Here is a 14,392-nt window from a genome sequence, read left to right as displayed (position 1 = left end):
TTTTTCTACGCCGCACTCGCCGTAGAAGTCGCCTCAAATTGAACCTCAGCCCCGGGCTCAAGCAGCGCCGGATTGAGCCGATTTAAGTCCCACATCTCCACATCTGTATGCCCCAAGAGTTGCCAGCCACCGGGCGAATCGATGGGATACACACCTGCGAATTGGCCTGCAAGTCCGACAGAGCCCTTGGGAACTCGGGTGCGCGGCGTCGCAAGGCGGGGAATATCAAGCGGCTCTGGCCATCCCTGACCGCTCCCCCGCACCATGTAATAAAAGCCCGGCGCAAATCCACCGAACGCGGCCGTCCAAGGGCGCTCGCAGTGCCAATCAATTAACGCTTGGGGGCTCATCCCAAGGCTTTGTGCCAAGGATTCAAGGTCCGCGCCGTCATAGTGAACGGGAATCGTCACTGTCTTTCGCTTGTCGACGGTGTGCCTCTGCGTATTGTTGCCCTGCAGCGCGGTTTCGACTGCGCTGAGGTATCGACGAGCCGGCCCGCGAAAGCGAAGTAGGAGCGTTTGGGCTGCGGGTACCCTGTCAACGAGTCCCTCGATCTCAGCCGCCGCAGAGTGTGCACGAAGTACCTTCGCCAACGGATTGGCCGATGATGAATAGTCGATAAGCAGCGCATTTGTTCCCATAGGGCGAATCTCGGCCATGGCGGTGCTGATCCTTTCTTTCTTGCGAGGTTGAAAAACTGCGGTCGATAAGACCGGTGTACGAGTCCGCGCTATACGTGGGCAGCGACGGTAACTCCCGCGTCGACGAGACCTTGGCGAATCCTACGGGACAGTTCGACCGCGCCAGGGGTGTCTCCGTGCAAACAAATAGAGTTAGCCTGCACGGTCAACAGTGAACCGTCGTAAGCGGCGATTGGTTCCCCACTGGCCATTGCAATGACACGTTTGACGGCGGCATCGGGGTCTGCAATGACCGAGCCCGCGAGCGCTCGGGAAACTAGCGTTCCGTCGGAGTTGTATGCGCGGTCAGCAAAAGCTTCCCGAATCACAGGGAGGTCCGCATCGAGGCTGAGCCGTTCGATGACCGACCCCGGCTGCGCCATAATGGCAAGCCCATCTCCGCAGGTGGAGCGAGCGAGCAGGAGCGCCTCCACCACTGCAGTGGCCTGATTTTCGTCCACTGCGATGCGGTTATAGAGGGCACCGTGGGGTTTGACGTAGGAAACTTCGGTACCCCCCGCCCGTGCACATGCCGATAGGGCACCAATCTGGTATACAGTTTCGGCTCGCAATTCTCGATGTGAGTAGTCCATGCGACGTCGTCCGAATCCGGCGAGATCGCGGTAGGCGACGTGTGCGCCGATGCGAATTCCGCGCGCGGCAGCTGCCTCACAGGTCTCCATCATGACGCTAGCGTCACCCGCGTGATACCCGCAAGCAACATTCGCACTGGTCACAATGTCCAGTAGAGCGATGTCATCCCCCATCTTCCATGAGCCGAAAGCTTCCCCGAGATCAGAGTTGAGATCGATAATGGCGCCCATAAACGTCGCCGCCCCTTCCAGGTAGTAATGCTGGTCTTTGTACCGTTGATATGTTGGTCCTCATCTGAGCTGTACGAAAAACCGGCCGATTAGCCGAGCATTTCAAACACGCCGCCGAACGAGCGCCACGCCAAGAACCAAGCGACTGCGACACCCACGATTCCGATAGCCGCTAACCACTTCGGGTACTTGTAGCCATTCATGAGGTCCGCACGGAACAGCGCGATGTAAATCAGCACAGTAACACCAATTGGTAGAACCAAACCGTTGAAGGCTCCGGCGAAAACCAACAGCGTCGCTGGAGCCGTACCGATGACACCGAAGAGCAGCGTGGAAATTGCAATTAGGACAATGGTGATCGTGTTTTGAGTCTTGGCACCAGCACCCGAGGAACGAGTCAGAAACGTTGCCGAGGTGTAGCTGGCACCCACAATCGACGAGATTCCCGCAGCCCACAGGACAACGCCAAAGAATCGCATACCCCAATCGCCTGCCGCAGCTTGGAATGCCTCTGCAGCGGGGTTTCCATCCGTATTGAGGACCACGCCACCCGCGACCACTCCCAAGACAGCTAGGAAAAGTAGGAAACGCATGATAGCCGTGACAATGATGCTCGTAACAGATGAGCGAGTGGTCTGCGCGAGGTGCTCCACACCGCTGGCGCCAGCGTCAAGCATGCGGTGAGCGCCAGCGTAAGTAATGTAACCGCCTACAGTGCCACCGACCAGCGTGATGATTGCCAGCAAGTCAATCGTGTCGGGCATGACCGTGTTCTTCAGTGCTTCTCCTACTGGTGGGTTAGAACTGAACGCCACAATTGCAGTGACCAGAATCATCACTACACCAAGCACGACGAGTGCCTTGTCCAGCGCCATACCCGCCCGTCGGGAGAGAAAGAAGCCAATGGCGAGGATTGCAGTAACAATGCCGCCAATCTTTGCGTCCACGCCCAACATCGCGTTCGCGCCAAGTCCAGCTCCGCCGACGTTGCCAATATTGAAGACCACACCACCGATGACAATGAGAATTGACATAAGCCAGCCCAACCCCGGAATCACGGCGTTGCCGAGCTCCTGTGCGCGGCGTCCAGAGACGGCGATTACTCGCCACACGTTGAGCTGAATCGCGATATCAAGAAGCACCGAGACCAAAATGGCAAAGGCGAAAGCCGCGCCAAGCTTGGCCGTAAAGGTTGCGGTCTGGGTGAGGAAGCCTGGCCCGATAGCACTGGTCGCCATCAGGAATACAGCGCCGAGGAGTGCCGTTCGACGCGCCTTGTGGGCAGATGTTGAAGCGTCCATAGCGTAAGGCCTTTCCCTACAAATCTGACAATCCCCACGTTGAAGGATTCCTACGTTGAAGATCGTCTGCACCGAGATTGTTGAACAATGTCTCGTATGTTAATTGGTGATGGCCGCCACACAAAAGTGCTTTAGTAGTCTGTATTACATGACTACCCCCGGAAACATCCTCGACGATCAGACCCACACGTCCTCTGGGGAAAAACAACATGACGTTTCAGTAGCGGATGCCACCGCAACTGTCCTGCGCCGAGAGATTCTCGCCGGAAAGCACTACAGCGGCGAGCAGCTCCGTGAAACCCAACTTGCTGCGCGACTACAGGTCAGTCGCAACACCATCCGACAGGCGTACCGGAAGCTGGAATCTGAGGGGCTACTCACTCACATCCCTCATCACGGCGTTTTTATCGCCTCCTTCGACAAAGAACGCATCCGCGAACTGTATGCTTTTCGCCATGTCGCCGAATGCGGAACACTGCGGTCGCTAAGCAAGAGCCAAGCAAAGCTCCTCGGCAAAGAGATTCTTTCTCTTTGTGGTTCGCAGTCATCATTGAACCTTCCCGAACGGAATAATGCCTTTCACCTCGCCATCGTCAGGGCTTCCGGGTCTCCCGACCTGTTAGCAACCGCCGAATCCATTCAGGCCCAACTCCGTCTTTGCTTCCTCTCCTACCCCCAAAGCATCGAACTCCATGCCCGATACGCCGATCGCCACATCAGTATCGCCAAGGTTCTCATCGAAGACACCCCGCACCACGCCGCCGACCTCCTCAGCGCCTACCTCAACGAGTCCTTCGACGCCGTCACCGCTGCCCTCCCACCTGCCACCCGTTCATAATTAGCAGCTAGGACTACAGTGATGGACATGGCAGCAAATTCAGGCAACGCATACGCAATGACCATTACGGAGTTCGGCCCCGCTGACATTTTCACCAGGACACCTATCGAGCCTGCAGAGCCCGGCCCCGGTGAAATCCTGGTCAAAACCACAGCCATCGGCGCAAACCCGCTGGACTACAAGATGCGCGATGGATCTTCCGGCCTGTGCGCAAAGTTCACCCCTCCCGCGGTGCTCGGACGTGAAGCCGCTGGCGAAGTCGTTGCCGTCGGCGAAGGTGTGGACAGCTTCGCCCCCGGCGACCGTGTCTTCGGCATGCGCAGCTTCGACGACTTCCGCGGCACCTACGCAACGCACAACGTCTTCCCCGCCGACGGTGTGGTCCGAACGCCCGATTCGCTTGACGACGTTACCGCTGCGGGCCTTGCCCTAGTGGGAATCACGGCGACCGTGGCTGTCGAGCAGCTTGCAAAGGTAAAAAGCGGTGACACCGTACTAATTCATGGTGCCGGTGGCGGTGTTGGCCAGCTGATGACGCAGCTGGCGGTCGCCCGTGGCGCAACTGTGTTGGCCAGTGCGTCGTCACGCCATCATGAAAAACTAGTGGGCTTTGGCGCGCAGCACATTGATTACACAGCGGAAGATGTATTCAAGGCTGTGCGCCAGCAGTTCCCCGAGGGCGTGGACGTTGTCCTTGACGGCGTGTATTTCGATACTTTCCTCCCCTCGCTGGATGTGTTGGCATCGGATGGTCGGATTGTGGCGCTGCCTTCGCTGGCCGATTTAACACCGGCGAAGGAACGCGGCATTGAGGCACACATCCCGGCTATTTCGAATGACACGACTATTTATGCAGACCTGGCCGACCGCGTGGTTGCCGGTGAGATTTCGCTTCCTATCGGCCTGACTAAAAATCTCACCGAGGTCGCGGAGGTCCACCGGGTATTGGAAGACGGACACGCTGACGGCAAGGTTGTGATGACCGTCGACTAATTCAAGTGCGTTACTACAGCTCGCGACGAGCGTTCTGATACGTCTTCGTCAGCGAGCACCAGAGCTCGTCGGCATCAGAGATGGCTTCCACCAGCTCCCGGTTAGTCATAGTTTCGCGCTGCTCGCGCAGTCGGTTGTTTAGCTTTCGAGCTCGAGAGAGCTCACCGCGTAGTTCGATGAGCTCCGGCGTAGCCTCTCCGGAGGCAAATACATCTTTGTAGATGGTGCCGACCCCCATTGTGGTGTTCACGTTGTCCCAGGCAGAGAGGATTGCGGTGAGCTGGTACTCGGTGTCCATGGCAATCTGCTGTAGCTCAGCGTGATTACGCTCGGCGAGCTCGTGCGCCTCAGCGCTGCGGCGCACACCGACCCACGCCTGGTATGCAATGAGAATCGCAAGCACCAAGCCCGCAACTGGCAATGCATATTGCAGAATCCACAGCGTGACACCGAAGAGCTGAACAATCAGGCCGAAGAAGAAAAATACGACAATGACCGTCGCGCACCCGTTGTCGGAGCCTGAGCGTTTACTCATCGCGGCGTCACCTCCGCCGCAGCATTCAAAATCGCATCGGCCCCCAGGTGGCTGGCGTAGCCAAGTCCGATGGCTGCTGCCAAAAGGAGTATTGCCAGCAACGTATAGACGATTGCCTCTTTGACGGTGCTAGTGACCGCAATGCGCTGCTCTTCGTAGTCCAGCAGTGCCCGCATATCTTTGGTCGAGGCATTCAAGCGGCGTTCGAGATTAGCCATGTGTTCCTGCTGCTCAGCAGGCGAGATAGCGATGGCATTGAGTGGCACATCAACGCTCTCGACACTGGCATATGCCTGTCGACGAGCACTCTTCACGCTGTCGAACGAAACTGACGGTGCGGGTGGCACTTTAGTTGGCCCAGTGAGATTCCGCGACACCTTATAGTAAGAGCGCGCTGCGGCCCTCGTCAGTTCGTTGTTGGAGTCGCCTTGATTGCCCATAGTGCCGAGTCTGCCACATGAATTTTCTTTGGCTCGGTATCGTCCACCTCATCGAGGATGGCAAAGACATGCATGCCTGCATATGGTGCGGCTTCGGCTCGGAGCACAGTCCCCGGTCCTACCCCTGATGTCGCCAAATAGCGCAGTAGTTCAGGGTCGGAGTCATTAATGCGATCGACTACCACCATCGCGCCGGCTTCGATATCCGTCAGGTCGGTGCGCACTGCGCTGGCGATGGTACCGCTTGCGCTGGGAATTGGATCGCCATGCGGATCGCGCTCAGGGAATCCCAGCATTGCATCAATGCGACTAATGAAATCATCCGAGACCGCATGTTCAAGCTTTTCGGCTTCCTCGTGAACCTCATCCCAGGTGTATCCCAGAGTCGAGACCAAGAAGCTTTCAATCAACCGGTGGCGACGCACCATGATTAGCGCAATGTCTCGCCCACGGTCCGACAGGCTAATGCCCCGATACGGCTCGTGGTTGACAAGGCCACGTGCAGCTAGCTTCTTTACAGCCTCGCTGGCGGTGGGCTTCTTTTCGCCCATCCGCTCAGCGACGTCGCCAAGTGCCACTTTTTCACCGGTGCGCTCGTGCAAATCCCAAATGACCTTGAGGTAGTCCTGGGTCTTTGCTGGTAAATCCTCCACGTGCATTCTTCAAACTCTAGCGCTATTGCGTGTTGACGCAATCTTGAGGGGGACATAGAAACAGCCGGCGCATACACCAATGCAGCCACCAACTGACAGATTCGCCGCCACCGCAATGAATAGCCCCACCAGGCCAATCGCGATACCCATCAATGGCGCCAACACGAATAGCAAACGGGTATCGTTCACTACCCCAACGAGCGCAGCTGCCGGGGCAGCTAGCAGCGCGATGGATAGAATCGTGCCGACAGCCGGAATCAGCGCCACCAGAGTCAGAACGATGAGCCCGCTGATGACCAGCTGTGCTTTTCTCCTCGAATGCGCGACTCCGAAAGACTCCGGGTCGAAGGTGAAGTAAATCAGCTGCCGCCACCGAGCCACCAGCACCAACGCCACCAGCAGCAAGAGGCCACCGGACAGCGCAATATCAATCTTGTTCACGTTGAGTACGCTGCCGACCAGGAAACTCTCTACCTTCACCGGCAACGGGGCGAACCACTTGTTCAGGAAGTAGCCCAGTGCGAACCCAAATGTCAGCACAATTCCCGCCGCCGAGGACGTCGTTCCCACCTTTGACAGACCGAACAGCGCCCCAATCGGAATACACATCAGAAATGCTCCGATAAAGAGGAACACCGAAATCCACGAGTGGCTCAGGCCGAGCGCTGCCGCAATAACAACGCCCACAACCGCGCCGGGAAAAGTCGCATGTGTAATCGCTTCTGCGAAGAACACTTGTTTTCCCAGCACCGCGAGCACCCCAACTACTCCAGCCAGGGCTCCTACCAGTATCAGTTCGATAATTGGCAAAATCAGGATGCTAGACACGGTCGCCTCCCAGCACGACGCGCAGCCCCAGTGCCATGAAATACAGTCCCACCGAGGTCAGCGCGACGACTGCCTGAGGCGACACCGGCCCCAAAGGCACCAGTGCCAAACCAACGATTCCGCTGAGGCAGCCCACTGCAATCGCGATCGGCACCATCACATGAACTCGGCGAGTCAGCAGTCTCGCCGCCGCTCCCGGCACGACCAGATATCCGACTACCAGCAGCACGCCCACTGCGCTTGCCGACGACACCACGACCGCAGCAATCGCCGCGTTAATGGTGAGGTCGGCGCCCCACACATTGACGCCTGCGGCTTTGGCACCGAAGCGATCAAAGGCAACAAACACCTGCTGGCGCCAGGTCACTGCGATAAGAACCAAGGCGATGGCACAGACAATCAGGGCGCTGGTGAGACGGGAGTCAGTGACTTCCAGCAGTCGCCCGAACATGAGCGCTTCCAGCTGTCCTGACTGGTCACCTTTCTTCAGCGAGAGAATCACACCGATGGAAAAGAAGCTGGTCAGTACAACTGCAACTCCGGCTTCCGACATGTGCGAGCGCGATACTAAGGTCAGTGCTACTGCCACTACCACCGCAAATGCTGCAGCCACCGGGATAATCATGTCGATGCCGCCGAATACGGCACCGGCCACAATTCCGGGAAAAATAGAATGCACCATGGCCTCGGCATTGAACTCGAGGCTACGCAGGTTCACGATGACACCGACCAGGCCAGAGACCGCCCCGAGGGCAATCAGCAGCACTAGTGGCCTAAACATGAAAGGCGCTACCCCAAGCTCATTCGCAAGCTCAGTCCACATAGGCTGGCACCAACTTCGAGGTCGCACCAAAAGCTGGCTGCTCCGCCACGATTAATGTGTTTTCGCAGGTTTCCTCGGCAAGCACGAGATCATGGGTGGCCGCGATAATTGCCGTGCCATTTTCCTTCAGTTCGTTGAGGAGATTCAGCAGCATCGCCCGATTTTCAGCGTCGAGGCCGTTAAACGGCTCGTCGAGAAGCACGAGTTGCGGACGTGCGACGATGGCACGCGCCAACAGAACGCGTTGCTGCTGACCACCGGAGAGGTTGCCGAAACGTTCACTGGTGCGGTCGGCAAGCCCGACTTTGGCTAGCGCTGCGTGGATGCGTTCTTTGCGGTGTCCAAGCGGTTGGAAGGGGTGCAGTTCGTGCAGCACCCCCATGGCGACGACATCGAAAGCCGTGACCGGAAAAGTGCGATCGAGGTCTGCCGACTGCGGGACGTAGGACACAATCTTCGCGTTGTTGTGCATCTCACCAGCGAGAATACGAGTCCCACCCAGGATTCCGCGCAGCACAGTCGTTTTTCCAGAGCCATTGGCGCCGATGAGTGCAAGCCCGGTACCCGGTGCGACATTGGCGGTGATGTGATTGACGATGGGTACCGCCGTGTAGCCGAATGAGGCATCGCGGAGCGTGACTATGGGTTCGGCAGACATGGGGTTAGCTAAGCGGTTACGGCTCACTTGATGCCCTCTGGCAGCGGCGCGACAGTTCCGTCCCATGCCGTCACAACCTGAGTGACGTTGTGGATGATGGAACCGATGTAGGTTTCGCCATCACTGCCAGCCGGACCAAGGGAGTCGCCGTAGAGTGCGTCCTCACCAACGATGGCCTTGACACCTGCGGCCTTAGCGATCGCCTCAATTGATTTCGAGTTGTTCGAGTTCTCCGCAAACAGCGCAGTTGCACCCGAGTCCTTCACGGTCTTTGCCGCCTCGGCGATATGCGCGGCCGTGGCATCCTGCTGCTCGTTGAAATCAGACAGCGCTGCACCGATGAAGTTGATATTGAACTCGTGGGAGAAGTATCCAAAGGCATCGTGGCTGGTAAACAGCACAGGGTCCGACACGGTGGCGATGGACTTATTTGCCCACTCATCCAGCTGATTCAGCTTGTCCTGGTAGGCCGCAACGTGGTCGGCGATGGTGGACTTCAGCTCATTGTCGCCACGTTCCTCAGCGACCTGTTCCAGTGCGTAGCCGATATTGGCAACCTGAACCTTGGCGTTCTTCGGCGAGGTCCATACATGCGGATCGAAGCGGAATTCCGCCTCCTCACCGGGTTCTTCCGGCGGGAAAGGCCATGGGGCGACATCAATCTTTTCCACCCCTCGGTCGATGGTGTAGTTACCATTCTTCGCCTTCTCTGGTGGCAGCGGCTTGGTTTTGTCCGTGTCCTTGGCTGCCTTCATGGCATCTACGTCACCTGCAGTGAGAACGCCACTGGTTACTGCCATCGTTCCGGAAAAACCCGAGGACTCAATCGCCTGGTCCAGGAAGTGCTCCAAATCGACTCCGTTGACGAACAAGAGATCGGCGTTACCAGTCTTGGTCAGCTGCTCATGGGTCATTTCCAGCTCATGTGCTGTTGCATTCGGCGCCAACAGACAGGTCAAATCAACTTCATCGATGTCCAGCTGCTTCACGTAATCACAGATCTGTGTCGTGGAAGCCACGACGTTGATTGGGTTCTCGCCGCTGGCTCCCTCACTGCCATCGCCACACGCTGCAAGGCCAGCGCCCGCTAGCAAGATTGAAAGGCCCGCACACATGGACTTAGCTGATCGCGAAAGCTTTCCGGAAATTGTCATGTTGGTGTCCGCTCTTGATTGTTTGTTATTGCTTTACGACGGCTACGCTGACCGGCCGCTTCAGTAAATCTGGTCACCTTAGGGGCGGTTGGGGCGCACTTCGCCGTTCATCTATCACGTGCGAGAGTAAACCTAACGACAACTATTTTCAACCTATTGAACTTAAGTGTTGTTGGCTTTACGGCCCTTCAAGATAAATAATGAACAAGGTCTCACCACATATAGTTACGCCGCTCCGTCAACCGTCACACCACAACATCAGCCATGATGGAGACATGGAAGCGAAGATTTACCACAACCCCCGCTGCTCAAAGTCCCGCCAAGCTCTCGCCGTACTACGCGAGGCCGGAATCGAGCCGGAGATCATCAAGTACCTAGACACTCCTCCAACCAAGACCGAGCTGCGCTCGCTAATCGAGACGGCCGGCCTGAACGTCATCGATGCCGTGCGCACCAAGGAAGCAGAGTTCAAGGAACTGGGACTCTCTAAGGACTCCAGCGACGAGGAACTGCTGGACGCAATGGTCACACACCCACGCCTGATTGAGCGCCCGTTTGTCGTCACCAATAAGGGGGTAAGGATAGCGCGCCCCACCGAGGCAATTAATGACATTCTCTAGGCAGTGACAAGCATTAATTGCTTTTACGCCAACCCCCCTCAAAGACCCCCAAGGCCGGGAGGTTAACGCCCCATTAATAGAGACTGAAGTCTCTGTAAACTCAACGCTGAAACGATAAAGCTCTCCGCCTGCTGCCCTAAGCATCCACACAGGTTGCATTAGAGGCAACGGCGGCCTTCAGCGAAAGGACTGTCATTATGAGCAGTCAGAGGCTCGGCTGGCTCAGCGCACCCGGCCCAGCAGCTCCCCTCCCCGAGGAAAAAATTGCCCCGACCTACCGGACCTGGCGATTCAACGTCTTCATGGGCATCTTCATCGGCTACGCGGGCTTCTACCTCATCAGAAATAACATCCCCCTGGTGTCCGCCGTACTGGAAAAGCACGACCTACTTGGCGCAGCCGGAATCGGCATCGTAGCCAATGCAGTTCTGTTCTCCTACGGCCTATCCAAATTCTTCATGGCCATGCTCTCCGACAGAGCCAATGCCAGGTACTTCCTCCCACTTGGCCTAGCACTGTCCGCGGTCGTAAACCTCTTTGTTGCGTTCGTCCCAGCCATCAGCGCCTCTGTTGCAATATTCGCGACAGTCATGTTCATCAATGGTTGGTTCCAAGGCATGGGCTGGCCTCCCTCTGGACGAGTTGTCGTCCACTGGTTCTCGACATCCGAGCGCGGCACTTTGATGTCGATCTGGAACACTGCCCACAATGTCGGCGCCGCCGTCGGCGGTGCTCTGGCAGCCTGGGGCTTGCATTCGTTCGCCACTTCCGACGCCGACTGGACTCCCGCATTCTGGCTACCGGCAATTGTCGCGCTCGCGATTGCCGCCATCGCATTCCTGCTGATTCGAGATAACCCGCAATCCATGGGCCTGCCTCCGGTCGAGGAATACCGTAACGACCCGGACAAAGTCGAAGGAACTAATGACGAGGCACAAGAACCCTGGTTCACAATCGTCAAGAACCATGTTCTTACCAATCCGGTTATCGTCATGCTGGCACTTGCCAATGTATTCGTCTACGCACTCCGTTACGGAGTTCTTAACTGGATTCCGATTTACTTGACAAACGAATTGCACAAGACCAACGTCACGGGCGGAATCATCGGATTCATGCTCTACGAGGGCGCAGCAATTGTTGGCACCCTGCTGTGCGGATGGGTCTCCGACAAGGTCTTCAAGGGTTGGCGCTCAGGCGCCGGCATGCTCTTCCTGGTTGGCACCGGCATCACCATTTTCGCATATTGGCAGCTACCCGCCACGGCACCATTGTGGATGTTCTACGTGCTCATCTCCCTGATCGGCGCACTCATTTACGGTCCAATCATGCTTATCGGACTGCAGGCCATCGACCTCTCGCCTAAGTATGTTGCGGGAACCGCAGCTGGTTTCACTGGATTGTTTGGATACCTTCTCGGCGCAACACTCGCCTCCACTGGTGTCGGCCTCTTGATCGACTTCGCAGGCTGGAATGTTACATTCGCGACCCTCATTGGCGTTGTCGCTATAGCGTTTGTCCTCATGATTTTCGTCGGCAAGTACGAGCGCGATGTCATGCACAAGGCAGATGAAGCCCGCACCAAAACAGCTCAATAACTGTCAGTCACGGTGTTGCTAGTCGAATATCAACTTCACTCCGTGGGGCCAATACGGTCGCAAGGTCACCAATTCATCGGTACACTCTATGTCACAAACGAAAAAACGCGAGTAGACATTACGAATGGAAGGAGACTTCACCATGGGACTTATGGACAAGGCCAAGGAAGCACTGAGCAACGAAGAGAACACCGATAAGGTTCTGGACAAGGCTGAGCAGCTAGGCAAGGAGAAGCTCGGCGAGGACAAGGCCGACCAGATCAAGAAGGCTCGCGACATGGCAGACGAGCGCCTGGGCGACGAGAAGTAAGCTACAGAGCTTTTCACCCCGCATTAGCACCCCACTTTCACAGGGGAGCTGGTGCGGGGTTTTGTTGTCCTTAGGAGATCCCACAGGACCGCTGACGCGCCTTTATTGACAATTATTTTCACATTGTCCATCATTAGCCAAGTGAAAACTATTGTCGATAGAGCTTCTCTTCCGCGTCCTCGAAACCAAAAACTTCGATCCCGGCTCTTCGGCTTTCTGTTTTTCCTGGCCGTCCCCGCCACAATCCTCTTGGCGATCTCCATCGGCCCCGCGGGAACCGGTTTCAGCAACGGCATCGTCGCACTGCTCACTCCGCTCATCAATACGCTTTCCGACGACCTCCCAGCTCTCAACCACCTTCTGCCAGAGATATCCCCTGCCACGCAATCACTTGTCTGGAGCATTCGACTACCGCGCGTCCTCCTTGCGGGACTGGTCGGCGCCTCGCTCGCTGTCGCAGGCGCAACCATGCAGGCAGTCTTTCGCAATCCACTGGCGGAACCCGGTGTTACCGGTGTCTCCTCCGGTGCAGCAGTGGTAGCCGTTATTCTCATCGTCACTGGCGTGGCCGCGAAAGCGCCGTGGGTTCTCTCGGCAGGCGCGTTCATAGGCGCGTTGCTGGCTGTCATATTTGTCCAGATCGTCGCCGGTCTCAATGGCGGCAGCGGAGCCACCCTGTTGCTCGTCGGTATTGCACTCAACGCATTCCTCGGCGCAGTCATCGCCGCCACCATCGCAAACGCACCACACAGTGATGACGCACAACAGGCCATGTTCTGGCTCAACGGCGATTTAACTGCTGCCAATTGGCAGGACATTGCGCTGGCAGTCGGCCCCATTACCGTCGGCACGGTTATCTTGATGATGCTCATTCCCGAACTCAACCTGCTCCTCCTCGGCGAAGAACAGGCCGCTGCCACTGGTATGCGCACAGTCTGGATCCGGCAACTGCTACTCGCCCTGGCTGCTTTAGTCACGGCAGCGGGCGTCGCTGTCACTGGCGTTATTTCCTTTGTCGGATTGGTCGTCCCGCACCTGATTCGCCTTGCCATCGGCCCCGATCACCGCAGCCTGCTGCCCATTTCTATGTGCCTCGGCGCAGTGTTTCTCATTCTCGCCGACCTCGTCGCCCGCAGTCTCTTTTCCCCAGTTGCTCTGCAAACTGGCACAGTCACCGCGTTCCTTGGCGCACCTGCGCTACTCGCGTTGATTCTTCGGCAAGGTGGTCGCCAGTCATGAGTCAGCAGACGCAAAATCTCACTGACCACGTCACTAAGCCAGACACCGACAGCACCGCGCTGCTGCGGGCTACCGACCTCAGTGTCGGTTACCGCAATCGGACCGTCGTAAGTGGCGTGAACCTTGCTATTCGACCTGGCGAAGTCCACGGCATCATCGGCTCCAACGGCACCGGAAAATCCTCCTTGCTCCGTGCTATGGCTGGCATTGTGACACCGAGTTTGGGGCAGGTTGAGCTCCTCGGCACGCCGCTGACGAAGCTTCGTGCCCACGAACGCGCCACTCGATTGGCGTACCTGCCACAGCACACACCGGCCGATGCTGCTATTGACGTTCGAACTGTCGTGGCACTCGGCAGGTACGCGCACCACCGTCGGCGTGACCGTTTCCGCAGCTCACTAAACTCCACGGACCACGACATCGTCGCCTACGCGCTAGACCGCGTTGGTGTCACCGCACTCGCCGACCGCCCTATCACGGCTCTGTCCGGCGGGCAGCGGCAATTGGTGTTCATCGCAAAGCTATTGGCACAACAGGCCAAGGTCATGCTTTTCGACGAACCCACTGCAGCCTTGGACATCGGGTTTCAGCTGGAAATCCTCGAGCTCGTCGGCGAGCTTGCCGACGAAGGCCACGGTATCGGAGTCGTCCTTCATGACCTCAACCTCGCTGCCCGCAGCTGCCACCGGCTCAGTGTGATTCACAACGGCGGATTGGAAGTCACTGGTTCCGCCGAAGCGGTGCTAACACCTCCCCGAATAGATGCGATTTATCGCATCTCCAGCGCTGTCGATACCGATCCGCACACCGGTTCGGTGCGAGTGACGGCGTTGGCTCGGGCTCGCCCGGCTGACTGATTGCGGCTAACTGATTCAGACTGACTGATTCCAGCTAGCGATAA

General features: G+C 57.3%; 17 protein-coding genes. 7 read left to right on the top strand and 10 right to left on the bottom strand.

Annotation, left to right across the window (positions count from 1 at the left end):
* Positions 1-5: 5 nt before the first annotated feature.
* From HMPREF2614_RS07340 to HMPREF2614_RS07330, 3 genes are all read right to left on the bottom strand, one after another.
* Positions 6-659 carry a 5-oxoprolinase subunit B family protein gene (locus tag HMPREF2614_RS07340; RefSeq protein WP_038628241.1) on the bottom strand — a complete coding sequence of 218 codons (654 nt, stop codon included), beginning with the start codon at positions 657-659 and terminating at the stop codon, positions 6-8.
* Positions 660-730: 71 nt separating this feature from the next.
* The gene (locus HMPREF2614_RS07335) at positions 731-1,504 is read right to left on the bottom strand and encodes a LamB/YcsF family protein (protein ID WP_070560613.1); all 774 of its coding nucleotides are present in this window, start codon (positions 1,502-1,504) and stop codon (positions 731-733) included.
* A gap of 89 nt (positions 1,505-1,593) precedes the next feature.
* The gene (locus tag HMPREF2614_RS07330; protein WP_038628234.1) at positions 1,594-2,805 is read right to left on the bottom strand and encodes an NRAMP family divalent metal transporter; all 1,212 of its coding nucleotides are present in this window, start codon (positions 2,803-2,805) and stop codon (positions 1,594-1,596) included.
* 148 nt (positions 2,806-2,953) lie between these two features.
* Here HMPREF2614_RS07330 and HMPREF2614_RS07325 point away from each other — a divergent pair, with 148 nt between their 5' ends.
* Both HMPREF2614_RS07325 and HMPREF2614_RS07320 read left to right on the top strand, forming a co-directional pair.
* On the top strand, positions 2,954-3,643 hold the full coding sequence (locus HMPREF2614_RS07325; protein ID WP_038628232.1) for a GntR family transcriptional regulator: 690 nt from the start codon (positions 2,954-2,956) through the stop codon (positions 3,641-3,643).
* A 27-nt stretch (positions 3,644-3,670) separates the two neighbouring features.
* On the top strand, positions 3,671-4,636 hold the full coding sequence (locus tag HMPREF2614_RS07320) for a quinone oxidoreductase family protein (protein WP_235191238.1): 966 nt from the start codon (positions 3,671-3,673) through the stop codon (positions 4,634-4,636).
* Between the two features lie 13 nt (positions 4,637-4,649).
* Here HMPREF2614_RS07320 and HMPREF2614_RS07315 read toward each other — a convergent pair whose 3' ends face one another.
* From HMPREF2614_RS07315 to HMPREF2614_RS07285, 7 genes are all read right to left on the bottom strand, one after another.
* Positions 4,650-5,171: a hypothetical protein gene (locus HMPREF2614_RS07315; protein ID WP_038628219.1), complete on the bottom strand. Its 522-nt coding sequence runs from the start codon at positions 5,169-5,171 to the stop codon at positions 4,650-4,652.
* Positions 5,168-5,485, bottom strand: a complete 318-nt coding sequence (locus HMPREF2614_RS07310; protein WP_038628215.1) for a hypothetical protein — start codon at positions 5,483-5,485, stop codon at positions 5,168-5,170. The genes HMPREF2614_RS07315 and HMPREF2614_RS07310 overlap by 4 nt, the downstream gene beginning before the upstream one ends.
* Before the next feature lie 92 nt (positions 5,486-5,577).
* Positions 5,578-6,270 (bottom strand): metal-dependent transcriptional regulator, encoded by a 693-nt coding sequence (locus HMPREF2614_RS07305; protein WP_038628213.1) that lies wholly within the window; start codon positions 6,268-6,270, stop codon positions 5,578-5,580.
* Between the two features lie 3 nt (positions 6,271-6,273).
* On the bottom strand, positions 6,274-7,092 hold the full coding sequence (locus tag HMPREF2614_RS07300; protein ID WP_038628210.1) for a metal ABC transporter permease: 819 nt from the start codon (positions 7,090-7,092) through the stop codon (positions 6,274-6,276).
* Positions 7,085-7,915 (bottom strand): metal ABC transporter permease, encoded by an 831-nt coding sequence (locus HMPREF2614_RS07295; protein WP_070560612.1) that lies wholly within the window; start codon positions 7,913-7,915, stop codon positions 7,085-7,087. The genes HMPREF2614_RS07300 and HMPREF2614_RS07295 overlap by 8 nt, the downstream gene beginning before the upstream one ends.
* Positions 7,905-8,573 carry a metal ABC transporter ATP-binding protein gene (locus HMPREF2614_RS07290; RefSeq protein WP_222867335.1) on the bottom strand — a complete coding sequence of 223 codons (669 nt, stop codon included), beginning with the start codon at positions 8,571-8,573 and terminating at the stop codon, positions 7,905-7,907. The genes HMPREF2614_RS07295 and HMPREF2614_RS07290 overlap by 11 nt, the downstream gene beginning before the upstream one ends.
* A 23-nt stretch (positions 8,574-8,596) precedes the next feature.
* Positions 8,597-9,727, bottom strand: coding sequence for a metal ABC transporter substrate-binding protein (locus HMPREF2614_RS07285; protein WP_070560610.1), 1,131 nt, complete (start codon positions 9,725-9,727; stop codon positions 8,597-8,599).
* A gap of 275 nt (positions 9,728-10,002) precedes the next feature.
* Here HMPREF2614_RS07285 and arsC point away from each other — a divergent pair, with 275 nt between their 5' ends.
* The 5 genes from arsC (at position 10,003) to HMPREF2614_RS07265 (ending at position 14,348) form a co-directional block, all read left to right on the top strand.
* Positions 10,003-10,347 (top strand): arsenate reductase (glutaredoxin), encoded by a 345-nt coding sequence (gene arsC, locus HMPREF2614_RS07280; RefSeq protein ID WP_070560609.1) that lies wholly within the window; start codon positions 10,003-10,005, stop codon positions 10,345-10,347.
* Positions 10,348-10,544: 197 nt separating this feature from the next.
* A complete protein-coding gene (locus HMPREF2614_RS07275) occupies positions 10,545-11,942 on the top strand; it encodes an MFS transporter (RefSeq protein ID WP_038628196.1) in 1,398 nt (465 codons plus the stop codon).
* Positions 11,943-12,084: 142 nt separating this feature from the next.
* Positions 12,085-12,252, top strand: coding sequence for an antitoxin (locus tag HMPREF2614_RS10920; protein ID WP_080969535.1), 168 nt, complete (start codon positions 12,085-12,087; stop codon positions 12,250-12,252).
* A 249-nt stretch (positions 12,253-12,501) separates the two neighbouring features.
* Positions 12,502-13,491 carry a FecCD family ABC transporter permease gene (locus HMPREF2614_RS07270; RefSeq protein WP_239392939.1) on the top strand — a complete coding sequence of 330 codons (990 nt, stop codon included), beginning with the start codon at positions 12,502-12,504 and terminating at the stop codon, positions 13,489-13,491.
* On the top strand, positions 13,488-14,348 hold the full coding sequence (locus tag HMPREF2614_RS07265) for an ABC transporter ATP-binding protein (RefSeq protein WP_038628188.1): 861 nt from the start codon (positions 13,488-13,490) through the stop codon (positions 14,346-14,348). Before HMPREF2614_RS07270 ends, HMPREF2614_RS07265 begins: the two co-directional genes overlap by 4 nt.
* Positions 14,349-14,392 lie beyond the last annotated feature (44 nt).

Source organism: Corynebacterium sp. HMSC074C11 (assembly GCF_001809455.1).
GTDB classification, from domain to species: Bacteria; Actinomycetota; Actinomycetes; order Mycobacteriales; family Mycobacteriaceae; genus Corynebacterium; species Corynebacterium amycolatum.
Note: the sequence above shows the minus strand (reverse complement) of the source record. Positions and strands in the feature narration are given on the sequence as shown.